15 protein-coding genes are annotated in these 14,790 nt (G+C 56.9%); 6 read left to right on the top strand and 9 right to left on the bottom strand.

The genetic code is table 11. From position 1 onward, the window contains the following. Positions 1 to 42: 42 nt before the first annotated feature. Positions 43 to 873, bottom strand: coding sequence for a M90 family metallopeptidase (locus tag O5O45_RS14120; RefSeq protein ID WP_305905849.1), 831 nt, complete (start codon positions 871 to 873; stop codon positions 43 to 45). A gap of 166 nt (positions 874 to 1,039) precedes the next feature. Between O5O45_RS14120 and O5O45_RS14115 the strand changes: the two genes are divergently transcribed. Further along, positions 1,040 to 2,137 carry an ADP-ribosylglycohydrolase family protein gene (locus O5O45_RS14115; RefSeq protein WP_305905848.1) on the top strand — a complete coding sequence of 366 codons (1,098 nt, stop codon included), beginning with the start codon at positions 1,040 to 1,042 and terminating at the stop codon, positions 2,135 to 2,137. A 22-nt stretch (positions 2,138 to 2,159) separates the two neighbouring features. On the opposite strand, the gene O5O45_RS14110 is transcribed toward O5O45_RS14115, so the two are convergent. Beyond that, entirely contained in the window at positions 2,160 to 3,125 is a 966-nt protein-coding gene (locus O5O45_RS14110; RefSeq protein ID WP_305905847.1) for a GlxA family transcriptional regulator, read from the bottom strand. Between the two features lie 209 nt (positions 3,126 to 3,334). Here O5O45_RS14110 and O5O45_RS14105 point away from each other — a divergent pair, with 209 nt between their 5' ends. Together O5O45_RS14105 and O5O45_RS14100 are read left to right on the top strand one after the other, a co-directional pair. Beyond that, entirely contained in the window at positions 3,335 to 3,952 is a 618-nt protein-coding gene (locus O5O45_RS14105; RefSeq protein WP_305905846.1) for a DJ-1/PfpI family protein, read from the top strand. A gap of 98 nt (positions 3,953 to 4,050) precedes the next feature. Continuing rightward, on the top strand, positions 4,051 to 4,404 hold the full coding sequence (locus O5O45_RS14100; RefSeq protein ID WP_305905845.1) for a GEVED domain-containing protein: 354 nt from the start codon (positions 4,051 to 4,053) through the stop codon (positions 4,402 to 4,404). Positions 4,405 to 4,493: 89 nt separating this feature from the next. On the opposite strand, the gene O5O45_RS14095 is transcribed toward O5O45_RS14100, so the two are convergent. The 3 genes from O5O45_RS14095 to O5O45_RS14085 are packed head-to-tail and all read right to left on the bottom strand — an operon-like array spanning position 4,494 to position 6,152. Further along, positions 4,494 to 5,324, bottom strand: a complete 831-nt coding sequence (locus O5O45_RS14095) for a sulfite exporter TauE/SafE family protein (RefSeq protein WP_305905844.1) — start codon at positions 5,322 to 5,324, stop codon at positions 4,494 to 4,496. Continuing rightward, the gene (locus O5O45_RS14090; RefSeq protein ID WP_305905843.1) at positions 5,318 to 5,779 is read right to left on the bottom strand and encodes a protein tyrosine phosphatase family protein; all 462 of its coding nucleotides are present in this window, start codon (positions 5,777 to 5,779) and stop codon (positions 5,318 to 5,320) included. Before O5O45_RS14090 ends, O5O45_RS14095 begins: the two co-directional genes overlap by 7 nt. Beyond that, positions 5,769 to 6,152 carry an ArsR/SmtB family transcription factor gene (locus O5O45_RS14085; protein ID WP_305905842.1) on the bottom strand — a complete coding sequence of 128 codons (384 nt, stop codon included), beginning with the start codon at positions 6,150 to 6,152 and terminating at the stop codon, positions 5,769 to 5,771. Before O5O45_RS14085 ends, O5O45_RS14090 begins: the two co-directional genes overlap by 11 nt. 133 nt (positions 6,153 to 6,285) lie before the next feature. Between O5O45_RS14085 and O5O45_RS14080 the strand changes: the two genes are divergently transcribed. Then, complete coding sequence (locus O5O45_RS14080) at positions 6,286 to 7,149, top strand: MBL fold metallo-hydrolase (protein WP_305905841.1); 864 nt, start codon at positions 6,286 to 6,288, stop codon at positions 7,147 to 7,149. Between the two features lie 45 nt (positions 7,150 to 7,194). On the opposite strand, the gene O5O45_RS14075 is transcribed toward O5O45_RS14080, so the two are convergent. Both O5O45_RS14075 and O5O45_RS14070 read right to left on the bottom strand, forming a co-directional pair. Next, positions 7,195 to 9,045: a trypsin-like peptidase domain-containing protein gene (locus O5O45_RS14075; RefSeq protein WP_305905840.1), complete on the bottom strand. Its 1,851-nt coding sequence runs from the start codon at positions 9,043 to 9,045 to the stop codon at positions 7,195 to 7,197. Positions 9,046 to 9,234: 189 nt separating this feature from the next. After that, positions 9,235 to 10,026 carry a substrate-binding periplasmic protein gene (locus tag O5O45_RS14070; RefSeq protein WP_305905839.1) on the bottom strand — a complete coding sequence of 264 codons (792 nt, stop codon included), beginning with the start codon at positions 10,024 to 10,026 and terminating at the stop codon, positions 9,235 to 9,237. A 211-nt stretch (positions 10,027 to 10,237) separates the two neighbouring features. On the opposite strand from O5O45_RS14070, the gene O5O45_RS14065 reads away from it, so the two are divergent. Both O5O45_RS14065 and O5O45_RS14060 read left to right on the top strand, forming a co-directional pair. Beyond that, on the top strand, positions 10,238 to 10,600 hold the full coding sequence (locus O5O45_RS14065; protein ID WP_305905838.1) for a GFA family protein: 363 nt from the start codon (positions 10,238 to 10,240) through the stop codon (positions 10,598 to 10,600). 121 nt (positions 10,601 to 10,721) lie between these two features. Beyond that, positions 10,722 to 11,459, top strand: a complete 738-nt coding sequence (locus O5O45_RS14060) for a transporter substrate-binding domain-containing protein (protein ID WP_305905837.1) — start codon at positions 10,722 to 10,724, stop codon at positions 11,457 to 11,459. Between the two features lie 82 nt (positions 11,460 to 11,541). On the opposite strand, the gene hutH is transcribed toward O5O45_RS14060, so the two are convergent. Both hutH and hutU read right to left on the bottom strand, forming a co-directional pair. After that, positions 11,542 to 13,095 carry a histidine ammonia-lyase gene (gene hutH / locus O5O45_RS14055; RefSeq protein WP_459077242.1) on the bottom strand — a complete coding sequence of 518 codons (1,554 nt, stop codon included), beginning with the start codon at positions 13,093 to 13,095 and terminating at the stop codon, positions 11,542 to 11,544. Beyond that, entirely contained in the window at positions 13,095 to 14,768 is a 1,674-nt protein-coding gene (hutU, locus tag O5O45_RS14050) for a urocanate hydratase (protein ID WP_305905835.1), read from the bottom strand. The genes hutH and hutU overlap by 1 nt, the downstream gene beginning before the upstream one ends. Positions 14,769 to 14,790 lie beyond the last annotated feature (22 nt).

The raw sequence follows: 14,790 nt of genomic DNA, 5'->3' as shown, positions 1-14,790 counted from the left end.
AACGCGGGATCATAGTTAGTGTGAGGTGAAAATGCTTTGGAGTTATACCCAATCCCTGGGATCCACACAATAGTAGTTACGCAACTCACGAAACAATTCAGGATGCTTCTCCGCCATCTCCTTCGGCTTTTCGTAGAAAGTTTCCGTGGCGACAGCGAAAAACTCGGCAGGGTTGGTGGCCCCGTAATAATCCATGACTGACTTTTCCCCTTTGAAGGCGCTGTCACGCAATATATTGAACTCATCCGACAGCACGCGGGCCCAGCTACGGTAACTGGTGGGCGTCCGCAACAGCGGCGCGCCATTGGTGGAGCCAGACTCGCCATCCAGTTGATGGGCGAACTCATGCAACACTACATTGTGGCCATCTGTAAAATCGCGGGCGCCGGCGACGACATCGTCCCAGGACAAAATCACCTTGCCGTTGTGCCAGGACTCTCCCAATAGCCCTTGAGAAGATACGGAGGTGGCGCCGTCGTCGTTGATGACCTCGCGCCTGGCTCTGAATGCTTCTGGATACACCAGGATAAAGCGCAGGTCGTTATATTCGCTAGTGGCCCTGTTCAATAGAAGCAAGCACGCCTCGCCAGCGATGGTGACCCGCATCTCGTCAGTAATTTCCAGACCGGCGCAGCCATAGAAGGTTTTCTGATGAAGAAAGACATTGATCAGTCCCTGAAGTTGATGTTTGAGAGCCTCGGGGAGACGTTTGTAGACCGGCAGGTTGGCCTCCAGAATGACTTCCCAGGTTTCTGGAAATGGGGTGGCGCGAATTTTCCTGAGACGTTGGTTGGGATACCACATCACCATCACTACGGCGCTGGCTGCGAGGATCAAAAACACAATAAAAGGCGCTATCTCTTTCCAACTCATATCAACACTGCCTTGCGCTATCGGGGTACACTGAAACCTAGTGTACCCCGATAGCGCGCCTGAGCGTAAATGTGAGGGTTCAGCTAAACAACAGGTTACGCGATGGTCATCCGTAGTCGGTTAATAAGTGGAAGAAAATAGGTGAAAGAACAGGGAGCCAATACGCATGAGCCAGGACAATGATCGTCAATGTGAGGCGCTGCAAGGGTCTCTGTTGGGGCTGATGGTCGGCGACACTTTCGGCTTGCCGTGCGAGGGGATTGCTCCAAAACGTTTGGCGCGATTGTTTCCGGGGTCGTTGCGGCAACGTTTAATCTTTGGAAAAGGCATGGTGTCCGACGATAGCGAGCATGCGGCCATGACCGCCGCCGCGCTGGCGCGATACAGCGGCAATGTGGATCAGTTCGCCAAAAGTCTGGCGTGGCGCCTGCGTTGGTGGCTGGCGCGTCTGCCGGCAGGAGTTGGGCTGGCCACCGGGCGTGCGCTTATCAAGTTGTGGCTGGGGTTTCCCGTTGGGCGCAGCGGGGTCTGGTCTGCAGGCAACGGACCGGCCATGCGCGCGCCGATCATCGGCGTGACCCTGGGGTCTAAACCAGAGAGAATGCTGGCGTATTTACAGGCGTCCACCCAGTTGACTCACCGCGACCCGAAAGCGTTGGTCGGCGCTATCGCCGCCGCCCGCGCGGCGTATTTGGCGGCCCAGGGGCAGGTCGAGATAGCCTCTTACAAGTCAGATCTGCAACGTTTTTTTAAGCAACTGGAGCCGTCTGCGGCGACCGGGGCGGCGGTCAGCGAATTCAATACGCTGCTGGATCGTTTGGACTTAGCGCTGCAAAAAGGTCTGTCTCCCGCGCAGTATGCGCAACAGCTTGGGTTGGAGCGGGGCGTGACGGGGTATATGTACCACACCATGCCGATAGTGCTTTATGTCTGGCTCCAGCATCAACATGACTATGCAGCAGGGATTGCTCAGATCGTGGCGCTGGGCGGCGATACCGATACCACCGCTGCGATCCTGGGCGGCATATTAGGCGCGGGCGTGGGGGAGAAAGGCATACCTGCGCCCTGGCTGCAGGGAATAAGGGATTGGCCTTTCAATCCCGCCTATTTCAGAGTGTTGGCGGAGCGTGTCGATCTCGCTATCAATCAGGGCCAGACAGTGCGGATTCCGCTTCTGCCCGGGCCCTTGCTGCTACTGCGTAATCTGGTGTTTCTGGTCATTGTCCTGTGGCATGGTTTCAGGCGTCTGGCTCCACCATATTGACGCTTTGGTCGATCAGAATGCTTTACTCTTTTCCTTCATAGGCGGAAGGCGGCGCGCCGAAGCGGTTTTTCCAGGCTTTGCGGAAAGCGTGCGCGGATTGGAAGCCCACCGTTTCCGCCAGGCGCTCGATGTTGGCGTGACGTCCCTCCCGCATTAATTTCTGAGCGACTTCCAGTCTCAGAATCAATTGATACTGCTTGATGCTGACCCCCGTGGCGAGCCGGAAGCGACGCGTCAGCTGCCGGTATCCCAAGCTGATTTCCCGCTCCAGTTGCCCTGCGGTCCAGGGCAACTCCGGCGCTGCGGAAATGCGATCCTGCAAGCGATGCACTTTATGATCGAGATGATTGCGGTAGCGTCTGCGCTCGGAGATTTGCGCCTGCTCGCCGTCTCTGCGCGCATAGATCACTAACTCCCGTGCAATATGCTGCGCCAGATTGTCATCAAAGGTCTTGGCGATCCAGGCGAGAACCATATCCGCTCCTGTGGTGACACCGGCGGACGTAATAATAGGGCCGTCGCACACATACAGTCGGTTCTCCAGCACAGTCGCGCTGGGTTCCGCCAGCTTCAAGCTGTCCACATGGCCATGATGGGTGGTGCAGTGGCGATTGCGCAGCAGTCCGGCCCGGGCCAAATAGAATGCGCCAGTGCACACGGAGGCGATCGCGGCCTGAGGATGACGCCGGGCATAGTTCTGTAACCACATCAGGGCCTGCTGGCTTTTCTTGTCGCTGACCATGTCATCTTTGTACTTGCTGCCGTTGACGATAAGTAAATCGAAGACAGCGTCGTCGGCAGGCAGCGGGGCTAGCCCGCTTAGCGTGACCCCTTGGTAACTGGCGACTGACGGAGTGGAGGAGAAGAAAAGCAGCTCCACTTGCCCTGGTCGATGATCACTGAGCGCGCGCAGCGCCTGCGCTGGGCCGGACAAGTCGAGAAGATGGGTGTCGGGAAAGAGCAGAAAACCTATTTTCAGCGGAGTCATAGCGGCGATTACTCGCAGTCAGCGGAGGTGGCGATGAATGCTCCGGGATTCGCCGTCACCGCCTGTTGCAACATCTTTCGATAAAATGACCGGAAAGTTACCAATGATGTCCCTGTCGGCGATGTCTAATCGTATTGCGTTATCTTAGTCTTAACGGCATGGGTTGTGAATATTAATAAGCTAAGCGTGCTAATGGAGAGAAACGGAATATGAAAGAAAAAATCAAAGTCGCAGCGGTTCTATTCGAAGGTTTTGAGCTTCTGGATTTTTACGGGCCATTGGAAATGTTCGGCTTGGCTGATGAGTTTTTCGTTGTTTATCAGGTGGCTGAGAAGATAGGTCCAGTGCGTAGCTCAGCAGGTATTTGCGGCTATGCGGAATATGATCTTGCGGACGGGCGAAGCTATGACCTGATTCTGGTTCCCGGTGGAGCGGGGACCCGCCAACAGGCGACCAACCCAGCGTTGCTTGAATGGTTGCGGCGGCAGGCGCACAGCGCCAGGATTCTGGCTTCGGTGTGCACCGGCGCAGGTGTCCTGGCGGCGGCGGGTCTTTTGGATGGCTACCGCGCCACCACCAACAAACAATCCTTCGCATGGCCGGTGTCGCAAAGCCTGGAAACGGAATGGGTGAAACAGGCGCGCTGGGTGGAGGATCGTAATCGTTACACTTCCGCGGGGATATCCGCAGGGATGGATATGGCGTTGCGACTGATAGAAGTGCTGGTTAGCGCGGAAACGGCGGAGCGGGTGGCGGATGAAGCAGAGTATGAATGGAATAGGAATCCTTCCCATGATCCTTTCGCGAGCCGCTTCGGATTAATTTAGTGATAGCTTGTAATTTTTGTTGGTATGATCCAGCGGCCTGTCGCGTATCAGCCGTCTCAAGGTATTCGGTGCGGCGATGAGCAACGACGCCAGATCCTTTGCGTACGGATTACACCGAGAACGCTATCGCCATCACTGACGCGAACGCTGTGACCATTACAGTTATAGGCGCTAAGTTAGCCGCGTCGCCGTCCGACACATGGAAGATCTGGCTGGATGCGGATAACGATGGACACTTTGAAGAGAGTGCGAATGAGATGCTGCGCGAGGTGACGCAATCGGAGACGGACGTCTATGAGCTGACGACCACGATTCAGGTGCCGGATGGATTAAGTGATGGGCCGCTGTATATGCGCATCGCTGGCGACTACGCCATCAATTCTCCCTGCACTTTGAAGAAAGGCTCGGGCGTGGATATTCGCATCGCGCTGTCATTTCAGATCGCGCTCTGACGCGGAGATAAAGTTGAGATAAACAAGCCCGCGGTGACGATGAGCGCTGCGGGCTTTTTAGTCTCTGTAATGATCAGGGATGTATGGGTTTATAGCAGGGACTTGAGGATCATCATCACGCCGACTCCCGCCATGATGACGGCGAAACCCTGTTGAAGATGCGGCCCTGCAAAGCGCGGCGCCAGACGACGCCCTCCCAGCATGCCCGCCATGGCGCCGGCGACGAAGGGCAGGGCGATCAGCCAGGGGAGTGTTTTTCCACTGAGCATGAACAGGCTGACAGTGCCTGCGCTGGTGAGGGCTACCGCCATCAGCGACGTCGCCACCGCAGAATGGAAGGGTAGCGGCGACACCATGCGCAGGGCGGGGACAATAACGAATCCGCCGCCCACGCCCAATAAACCTGACAGAAAGCCGGTGAGCGCGCCGCTGCTGACGATCGCCATAGAGCAGGGGCGGGTCCAGCGCAGACGCCCGGTGTCAGGGTTGAGCTGGCAGATGGGTCCTTTCAGTTCAGAGCCGTCGCTTTGCACTGTCGCCCAGCCCATTTTGGCTTCCTCGGGAGCGCGGCGAGCTTGTCGCCACATACGCAGGGCCACGCCCAGCAACACCACGGCGAATACTAGCGCCAACAGGTGTACGGGCGCCCGATGGGCGGCCCAAAGGCCGAAGGGCGCCATCAGCATGCCGGCCAGCGCCATCACTGTTGCGGCGCGATAGCGAACGGAGCCCTGCGGCCAAGCGTTCACCACGCCCAATGTGGCGGCGGCGCTGACCGCCAGCAACGCCACCGGCGCCGCCTGCGGCAGCGTCCAGCCGAGACTCCACATCAACAGGGGGACGGCGATAATGGAGCCGCCGGCGCCAGTGAGCCCAAGCAGCACTCCCACAGTGATCCCCAGGAGCGCTGCTATCAGCATGTTTGCGGAGCGGCGGCGGTCAGCAGGCGACGTACTTCCGGCTCCAGGCCAGCCAGGCCGCCTGCGCAGCCGATATCCAGCGCTTCTTCCACAGATACGCCATCCACGAAGAAGGCCTTCAACGCCAACAGGGCGCCAACGCGGTTGCTGCTCATGCAGTGGACCAGAACCGGGCAATTTTCTGATTCATTCAGTATGTCCGCCAGCGCCCGGGCGTTGGCTTCGGTTAAATCCTGCGGACCAGCGACAGGAATGTTAAACAGCTGCAGTCCTTGATTGTCGACCGGAAACGCATTCAACAAGGGCGTTTCGTGAGGCTGACATAAGCTGACGACTGTTTTTACCCCCGCCGCCCGGATGCGTGGGAAATCGTCCGGAGCCGGCAGGCCGCAAGTGAAAAGCTCCGGTTGCGGCCGACGCAAGTTGGGCAGCAGCAGAGAGACGTCATCTGTCATGGGGTTCTCCTTGAATGGTTGGTTTTGAGGCAGCGTTGCTGCAATAGTGGCGGTGCAGGAGTTTGACAATGGCCATGGCCGGCCCCTCCGCCACGGAATAATAAACGGTTTGCGCCTGTTTGCGCGTATGCACCAGATGTTGATGGCGCAGCACCGCCAGATGTTGCGATAGCGCTGATTGCGACAGCTCCACGAATTGGTTCAGCTCGCTGACCCGGCGCTCGCCCTCGGACAGCGCGCACAGAATCATCAAACGGTGCGGATTGGAGAGCGCCTGCATCAGCGCCGCCGCAGCTTCCGCATTCAAAGCGGTTCCCATCAGGTCCAATGGAGAAGGGGATGAAGAATGGGAGGCGGCGACTTTCTTTTTCATTTAGCTTAATCTAAATAAGTGTTTTCTAAATCAGTCTAAGCTAATATATTTAATCTATATCGATTGCGCAATGTCCAAGTGACTAAACTTTGCTGTCATGGACTTAATAGTTTGAGAGCCATAGGGGATGGAAATGAATTTAATCGTGCGGCCCTTTTTTGACCGGGCGACGTACACGCTCAGCTACGTGACGCATGGAGAAGGGGATAGCTGTTGCGCCATCATCGACCCGGTGCTGGATTATGATTCCGCCGCCGGACGCGTCAGCACCGATTCGGCGCAAAATATCGTCCAATATGTGAAGGAGAACAAATTGGAAGTTGAGTGGATTCTGGAAACTCATGCGCATGCGGACCACCTGTCTGCGGCCCAGTGGCTGAAGCGCGAGGTGGGGGGCAAAGTCGCCATTGGCGAGCACATCCGGGAGGTGCAGAGCGCGTTCGGGCGTATCTTCGATCTGGGGGCGGAGTTTGCGGTGGATGGCTCGCAGTTTGATCACTTATTTCGTGATGGCGAGACGTTTCACATTGGCGCGATGCCTGCGCAAGTCATGTATACGCCGGGACATACGCCAGCCTGCGTCAGTTATGTGGTCGCTGATGCAGTGTTTATTGGCGATACGCTGTTTATGCCGGATTACGGCGCGGCGCGGGCGGACTTTCCGGGAGGCGACGCCACGGAGCTGTATCGATCCATTCGACGCATCCTGTCATTGCCGCCGCAAACCCGCTTGTTTGTCTGCCATGATTATCTTCCTAATGGCCGCGAGTTGCGCTTTGAAAGCACAGTGGCCGAGCAGCGCAGAGAGAACGTGCTGTGCCATGAAGGTGTCTCTGAAGAGGGCTTCGTGCAACAGCGCAAAGCCAGAGACGCCAAGCTGGGCGCTCCCGCTCTTATGTTGCCGTCCCTGCAGGTCAATATCCGCGGCGGCCAGTTGCCCGAGGCGGCTGATAATGGCGTCCGTTATCTGAAGATTCCGTTAAACCAGATCGACTGAGCCATCCCGACGCGACGGGCGTCGCTATATCCGCGAATCAGGAACTTAGAGTTTGCCTGCTTTGGCGGCTAGTGACGTTTCCGTTGACACATTGCTGTAGCGTTTAACGTAGTCGTTGGACATGGCCGTCGCCTGGGCGAGCTGCTTGCTGTTCATGATACCTTTCAGGAACTGCTTCATTTCAGAGGCGCGTTGTGGGTCCCAGTCTGTGATGGTTTTGCCTTTCTTGTTGAGTTCGGCGGCGGTCAGCCAAGCGTAAGCCTCCACATAGTCTTTATTCACGCCGAGTTTTTTGTAGTAGCAGTAGGCGACGCTCAACTGGGAGACCGGGTTGCCCCGCTGGGCGGCCTTGAGAAAGTGTTCAAAGCCTTTGTTTTCATTTTTGGCCAGGCCCTGTCCTTGGAGATACATGACACCCAGGTTGTGTAAGGCGTTGGTGCTGCCAGCGGCGATGGCTTTCTCGAAATAGTTGGCGGCTTGCTCATAGGAGCGGTAGACGATTTGCCCTTCCTTATAGATCAAACCCAGCGAGTTCAGCGCTTCCTTGCTGTTCTGGTTGGCGGCTTCCGTCAGCCACTTCAGCGCCGACGCGCTGTTGGGGCTAATGCCCACGCCATATTGATACATTTGCCCCAGCAACATTTGAGCTTCCATGTTCCCGGCTTCCGCCGCCTTTTTCATGTAATCCGCCGCCAGATAATAGTCCTGCTGTCCCGCCAGTCCCTCCAGCAGCATTTTACCCATATAAAAATGTCCTTGTTGGTGTCCATGGGAGGAGGAGGTCTTACAGGAGGTCATGGCTGCCGCATACTTTGAGTTGCTGTAATCCTGCTCACAGGCGTCGCTTAGCTTGCTGACGTCCACAGCGACTGGCTGGGCGTTACGCAACGCATTTTCGCGATAACTGTCGTAGTCGAATTTCGCGCTGGCGGTCGTCGTCGCAGGTTGCGACGGGGCGCCGCTCGCCAATAACAGATTACGATTGATCTGTTCTTTGACCGTGGCGATAGGAATCGCCATGCCGATGCCTTCCATACCGCTCAGGCGCAAGGTGTTCACGCCAATAACTTTGGCGTTGGCGTCCAACAACGGGCCGCCGCTGTTGCCGGGATTGATGGCGGCGTCCGTTTGCAGCAGAGTGAGGCCTTCAAAGTCTCTGACGCCGGAAAGAATGCCGGATGTAACCGTAAACTCCAGTCCGGCGGGTGAGCCAACAGTGTATGTGGGCTGTCCCACTGCCGGATCGGTTTTCACCGCTGTGTCGAAGTATCGGCAGTCTTTGACGGCGCCGACCAGAAAGGCCAAGTCAGTGTCTTCGCTTTTAATTACGGTGTGCGCGGCGAAAGTGCGTCCATCCAGGGTTTTGACCTGGACGCTGGCGTTTCGCTGTTCGGAAGACAGTTTATCGTAAGCTTGCTGCAGTTCCTGGCGATACTTTTCCATACTGCGCAGTTTGTCCTGATCCGTACTGTGCTGGGCCGATCCCTTATATTTGGGATACTGTCTTTCCCAAGTGGCGATGCGCTCACGCATCACCTGCGTTTCTCTGTCCGCCCTGTCCATGGCGGCGGAAACATTGAGCAATGCGGGGCTATCAAACTCCACTACATGTTTGTTGGTGACGATCAGACAGTCTTTGTTGATGAAGAAACCTGAGCCTACGCTGGCGCCCACGCTGATGGAGACGGCGGCTTCCCGCGCTTCCTGAATCGAGCGGATGATGCGCGCATCGACAGTCTGCTTGTCCTGGCTTTTTTGTTCCACAATGACGGTGTGCGTCCCTTTTTGTGGCTGCGCCGGCGCGTCCTCATTCGAGCAGGCGGTGAGTAGCGCCGGTGCGATAAGGCTGGCTGCTAGTGAGCGGAAGGGGGTGGCGAAGACTCGGGTATAGGACATGGATCACCTGATAGCGGAATGGATATCGGCATGCGCCATTGCATGCGCCATTATAGGTCGCGTGGAGCGGTAATTTGGGTTGTGCGCGCATGGATTTGACGTTGTTTTGCAACCGCAAAACTGAAGAAATCGGGACTTGGTAAGGTGCTTGGTATTCATGGCGACGTCCATGTCTGGCGAGCCCTTGGATTATTGAAATTCCGTGGGGCTGGGAGCGAGCTCTTCCATGCCGAAGCGTTTTTTCAACTCCTCATAAGCGCTGTCCATGCGATACAAGCGGTAGGCTTCGGCGAACTCCTCCGCCATGCCGTCTGGAGCTTTGCGCGAGAAAGCCGCGTACATACGCTTGCCGGGGAATAGCGCTCCGTCCAGGCGTTGCACCTGTTCATCCAGCCCGGCGATTTCCGCGCGGGCTCTCTCAATGGCGCTGGTGGCGCCGAAAATGGCGTCGAACCGGTTACTGATCAGCATGATGAAAAGCTGTGATTGATTAACGGTAGGCTGTTCGATAGGCGCTTTTCTGCGTATCAGATCTATCACCTGATCGCTCATGTAATAGCCGCTGGCCGCCGCTGTGCGCCAACGCCAGACAAACTGCTCCAGCGGCGGCTCATAGCGAATTTCGTCACTGCGGTCGCGTCTGATATAAATGGTGGTGCGGGAGACATGCAGCAGGTTGTCCGGTAAAAAGTCGGCGAACTTCTGTCTTTCCGGAGAAATGGCGACAAAGGTCACTGCATGCACGCCGCCTTCCTCCAGCTCTTTCATGGCTCTTTTCCACGGATGCCGGCGAAACTCGATATCCCAACCCAGCCGCGCCGCCACTGCACGCATAATCTCAACGTGAAAACCGGTAAGCTGCGCCGTTTCATCAATATACTCAAATGGCGAATTATTAGCTGCCTCCATGCCCACCAACAGAGTCTTGGCCTGGCACAAGGACGCAAGCCAGCAGCAAAAAGCGACCAGAAACCATTTCATATAACCTCCCTCGACCTAAGCTGCGCGAGGTTGAAACCTTAACCGTAGTAGTTACCTGTGAGCCTATACAATTATAGACATTAGATTGGGCGTTATTTAAGTTCGGGTGGTCATCGGCTGAATTTATTTCGACTATATCCACTCAGCCAAATCTGTATGATGAATGATTTGCGCTTTATTGCGTGGAACGTTAGCCGAAAAGGACCTCAATATGCTTAAAGCTTCCTGCCATTGCGGCAATATCAATATAGACATGCCTCGGGCGCCCGAGGCGTTGGTGAGTTGTAATTGTTCGATTTGTCATCGCCTTGGGGCGTTGTGGGGACGTTTTGCTCCTGAAGAGGTGAATGTGGTGTGGACGGAGGAAGCGCCGAAACCCTATCGCTGGGGGGATGAATATATTGACTTTCAGCATTGCCCCCGTTGCGGTTGCGTGACGCATCATACTTCCACGGAAAACTGGGAGGAAAAGCGGGTGACGGTAAATTGCCGTATGTTGGAGCCGAAATGGATTGCGAATACTCCGATCAAAAAGTTTGATGGCGCGGATACTTGGGAGTTTATTGAGGAATGACAAGTTTTTACTGACGCAGAGAGCTGAAGCCCCTCGATTGTCTGGCAAATCCGGCCCCTTCAACCATAATTTGATTGAACGGACGCGTAGATTTTCCGTTAATCAATTGAGGGTTTCTTCGATGAAGTTTAAATCCGCCATTTTGACTTTCCTTGCCTTGTTCCTTGCGGTTTCCGTCCGAGCGGAAACCGTCACCGCCGCCGGCGACCCCTGGCCTCCTTTTATTGATCCTAACGACCCGGATGGCGGCGTCGCCGTTTCTCTGGCTCGGGAGACGTTTTCCCGTTCCGGGTTTACTCTGGAAATGAATATCATGCCCTGGGCGCGAGCCATTGACGGCGTCAAAAACGCCAAGTACGACGTACTTATCGGCACCTGGTGGACGAAAGAGCGAACGGAGTTCCTTGCTTATAGCGAGCCTTACCTGACCAATGAGATTAAATTCATCAAGCGCAAAGGCGATCCGTTCGAATACAACGGAATGGACAGCCTGACCGGCAAGTCTGTGGGAATCGTCAGAGGCTACGGATACGGGGATGACTTCCTCAACGCCACTAATTTCAAACGTCCGGAAACCGCGGACTTTTTACCTAACGTGAAGAAAGTGGTGTCCGGCAGGGTGGATCTCACCCTGGAAGATGAACTGGTGGCGCGCTCGCAGATCGCCAAAGAAGATCCGGGGTTGATCGATCAGATTGAATTTACCAAAAATGCGTTGAACGCCAATACGCTGCACGTCACCTGCGGTCTCGCCAACGCCAAGCATGAAGAAATCATCAACGCCTTGAATAAGGGCATGGCGGCGATGAAAGCGGACGGGACTTTCGATCAGATCTTGAAGAAATACGGCATGAAGTAGCGCTTGCGGTCCAGGGGCTTGATACGAAAAAGCCGGACGATTAACAGCGCCCGGCTTTTTGCAGTTCAGTTCTAACGGCGGGTTAGAAGCTGACCATCATGCCTTGCGGCAGCCACTCGTTGAAGACAGCAGAGGCCAGCAGTTGTTTGGCTTGTTCGATGTCTGGGCCGAAGTAGCGGTCGTGATCGTAGAACGGCACCACCTGACGTACTGACTTGCGCGCTTTTTCAACCAGCGCAGAGGATTTCAACGGGCTGCGGAAATCCATGCCCTGGGTGGCGGCCAGAATCTCAATGGCGAGAATGCCCCGGGTGTTGTCCGCCATATCGGTCAGACGACGGCCGGCGTATGTCGCCATGGATACATGGTCTTCCTGGTTGGCGGAGGTGGGCAGGCTGTCCACGCTGGAAGGATGGGACAGACACTTGTTCTCGCTGGCCAGCGCGGCGCTGGTCACCTGGGCGATCATAAAGCCGGAGTTCACGCCGCCGTTATCCACCAGGAAAGGAGGCAGTTTGGACATGTTCGGATCGATCAGCAGCGCCATGCGGCGTTCGGACAAAGAGCCGATTTCCGCCAGCGCCAACGCCAGGTTGTCCGCCGCCATGGCGACCGGCTCAGCGTGGAAGTTGCCGCCGGACAGGATGTCGTCTTCGTCTGCGAACACCAGCGGGTTATCGGACACCGCATTGGCTTCCACCCGCAGGACTTCCGCTGCGTTGCGGATCTGCGTCAAGCAGGCGCCCATGACCTGAGGCTGGCAGCGCAGGGAGTAGGGGTCCTGCACCTTGCCGCAGTTGCTGTGGCTCTGCGCGATCTCACTGGTGTCCGCCAGCAAATGGCGATACATGATGGCTGCGTCGATCTGGCCTTTCTGACCGCGGGCGTCATGGATACGGGGATCGAAAGGCGTGCGGCTGCCCAGGGCGGCCTCTACGCTCATAGCGCCAGTGACAGTGGCCGCTGCGTACAAATCCTCGGCGAAGAACAAACCTTCCAGGGCGAACGCGGTGGACGCTTGCGTGCCGTTGAGCAGGGCAAGACCTTCTTTCGGCGCCAGAGTGACGGGCTGCAGGCCGGCGATGTCCAGGGCGGTCATGGCGTCGACGATTTTACCGTCGTGTCTGGCCTGACCTTCGCCCAGCAGGACGCAGCTCATGTGCGCCAGAGGCGCCAGGTCGCCAGAAGCGCCTACAGAGCCTTTCTTCGGCACGATTGGGTAAACTTCAGCGTTAACCAGTTTGATCAGCGCGTCCACCACCAGGCTGCGAATGCCGGAATAGCCTCGCGCCAGCGCGTTGATTTTCAGCGTCATCATCAGACGCACGGTGGCGTCGTCCATGAAGTCGCCAGTGCCTGCTGCATGAGACAGTACGATGGAGCGCTGCAGCACTTCCAATTGATCTTCGGCGATACGGGTGTTGGCCAGCAGGCCAAACCCGGTGTTGACGCCATAAACCACGCGACCTTCGCGCATGACGCGGGCGACGGCTTCGTGGGATTTATCCATGACGCGGTAGGCGTCTTCGCTCAGTGACAGTTTTACCGGGCCGCGGCTGACTTTGCGCAGATCCGCCAGGGTAAGTTGACCGGGATTAATTAACAGCTCGTTCACGTTATGTACTCCGCTACGCATTAGTCTTTCAACATCGGCAAGTCGAGGCCGTTCTCTTTGGCGCAATTACGAGCGATGTCGTAACCCGCGTCGGCATGGCGCATTACGCCGGTGCCGGGATCGTTGCGCAGCACGCGAGCGATACGCTGATCCGCGGCTTCGGTGCCGTCGCAGACAATCACCACGCCGGAATGCTGGCTGAAGCCCATCCCTACGCCGCCGCCGTGGTGCAGAGACACCCAGGTGGCGCCGCCGGCGACGTTCAGCATGGCGTTCAGCAACGGCCAGTCGGAAACCGCGTCGGAACCGTCCATCATGCTCTCAGTTTCCCGGTTGGGGCTGGCGACGGAGCCGGAGTCCAGATGGTCTCGACCGATAACCACGGGCGCTTTCAGTTCGCCGTTACGCACCATTTCATTGAACGCCAGACCCAGACGGGCGCGGTCTTTCAGTCCCACCCAGCAGATACGCGCCGGCAGGCCCTGGAAGCTGATGCGCTCGCGCGCCATATCCAGCCAGTTATGCAGGTGCGGATTGTCAGGAATCAGTTCTTTGACCTTGGCGTCGGTTTTGTAAATATCCTCTGGATCGCCGGACAAGGCCGCCCAGCGGAAAGGCCCTACGCCTTCACAGAACAGGGGACGAATGTAGGCGGGTACGAAACCGGGGAAATCGAATGCGTTTTTCACCCCTTCTTCCAGCGCCATCTGACGGATGTTGTTGCCGTAGTCCAGGGTCGCCGCGCCAGCTTCCTGTAACGCCAGCATGGCTTGCACCTGCACCGCCATGGATTGCTTGGCCGCTTTGACCACCGCTGCAGGATCTTTCAGGCGCATTTCCGCCGCGTGCTCCATGCTCCAGCCTTGCGGCAGATAGCCGTTCAATGGGTCGTGAGCGGAAGTCTGGTCGGTGACCACGTCAGGAGTAACGCCGCGCTTGACCAGCTCAGCGTAGACATCCGCTGCGTTGCCCAATAGACCGATGGAGATAGCTTCGCCGGTCTTCTTGGCGTCTTCGATCATCGCCAGAGCGTCGTCCAGGTCTTTCGCCTGCTTATCCAGATAGTGTGTGCGCAGACGGAATTCGATGCGGCTGGGGTCGCAATCCACCGCCAGCATACAGAAGCCGGCCATGGTCGCCGCCAGAGGCTGTGCGCCGCCCATGCCGCCCAAACCGCCGGTCAGAATCCATCTGCCGCGGGATTCGCCGTTGAAATGTTGCTTGGCCACGGAAACGAAGGTCTCATAAGTGCCCTGCACAATGCCCTGAGAACCGATGTAGATCCAGGAGCCGGCGGTCATCTGGCCGTACATCATCAGGCCTTTCTTATCCAGCTCGTTGAAGTGCTCCCAGTTGGCCCAATGTGGCACCAGGTTGGAGTTGGCGATCAGAACGCGGGGCGCGTCGGCGTGAGTCTTGAATACGCCTACCGGTTTGCCGGATTGCACCAGCAGCGTCTCGTCATCTTCCAGGCGCTTCAGCACTTCCACGATTTTGTCGAAGCATTCCCAATCGCGAGCGGCGCGACCGATGCCGCCATACACCACCAGGGATTTAGGGTGTTCGGCGACTTCCGGGTCCAGGTTGTTCATCAGCATGCGCAACGGCGCTTCGGTCAACCAGGACTTGGCGTTCAGCTCGGAGCCGCGTGGGGCGCGGATCTCTCTCTGGTCGTCATGGCGAGGATCTTTCATCGGTTTCTCCTGTGAGTTACTT

It is taken from the genome of Hahella sp. HNIBRBA332, assembly GCF_030719035.1.
GTDB lineage: Bacteria > Pseudomonadota > Gammaproteobacteria > Pseudomonadales > Oleiphilaceae > Hahella.
The sequence above is the reverse complement of the archived record's forward strand: the minus strand, read 5'-3'. Positions and strand labels throughout refer to the sequence as shown.

Bases quoted from the DNA above. Each gene is read 5' to 3' on its own strand.
- O5O45_RS14060 (WP_305905837.1), top strand. From the start codon at position 10,722: ATGAAGTTTAAATCCGCCATTTTGACTTTCCTTGCCTTGTTCCTTGCG.
- O5O45_RS14110 (WP_305905847.1), bottom strand. From the start codon at position 3,125: ATGACTCCGCTGAAAATAGGTTTTCTGCTCTTTCCCGACACCCATCTT.
- O5O45_RS14075 (WP_305905840.1), bottom strand. From the start codon at position 9,045: ATGTCCTATACCCGAGTCTTCGCCACCCCCTTCCGCTCACTAGCAGCC.
- O5O45_RS14080 (WP_305905841.1), top strand. From the start codon at position 6,286: ATGAATTTAATCGTGCGGCCCTTTTTTGACCGGGCGACGTACACGCTC.
- O5O45_RS14090 (WP_305905843.1), bottom strand. From the start codon at position 5,779: ATGACAGATGACGTCTCTCTGCTGCTGCCCAACTTGCGTCGGCCGCAA.
- O5O45_RS14105 (WP_305905846.1), top strand. From the start codon at position 3,335: ATGAAAGAAAAAATCAAAGTCGCAGCGGTTCTATTCGAAGGTTTTGAG.
- O5O45_RS14085 (WP_305905842.1), bottom strand. From the start codon at position 6,152: ATGAAAAAGAAAGTCGCCGCCTCCCATTCTTCATCCCCTTCTCCATTG.
- hutU (WP_305905835.1), bottom strand. From the start codon at position 14,768: ATGAAAGATCCTCGCCATGACGACCAGAGAGAGATCCGCGCCCCACGC.
- hutH (WP_459077242.1), bottom strand. From the start codon at position 13,095: ATGCGTAGCGGAGTACATAACGTGAACGAGCTGTTAATTAATCCCGGT.
- O5O45_RS14115 (WP_305905848.1), top strand. From the start codon at position 1,040: ATGAGCCAGGACAATGATCGTCAATGTGAGGCGCTGCAAGGGTCTCTG.
- O5O45_RS14065 (WP_305905838.1), top strand. From the start codon at position 10,238: ATGCTTAAAGCTTCCTGCCATTGCGGCAATATCAATATAGACATGCCT.
- O5O45_RS14095 (WP_305905844.1), bottom strand. From the start codon at position 5,324: ATGCTGATAGCAGCGCTCCTGGGGATCACTGTGGGAGTGCTGCTTGGG.
- O5O45_RS14070 (WP_305905839.1), bottom strand. From the start codon at position 10,026: ATGAAATGGTTTCTGGTCGCTTTTTGCTGCTGGCTTGCGTCCTTGTGC.
- O5O45_RS14120 (WP_305905849.1), bottom strand. From the start codon at position 873: ATGAGTTGGAAAGAGATAGCGCCTTTTATTGTGTTTTTGATCCTCGCA.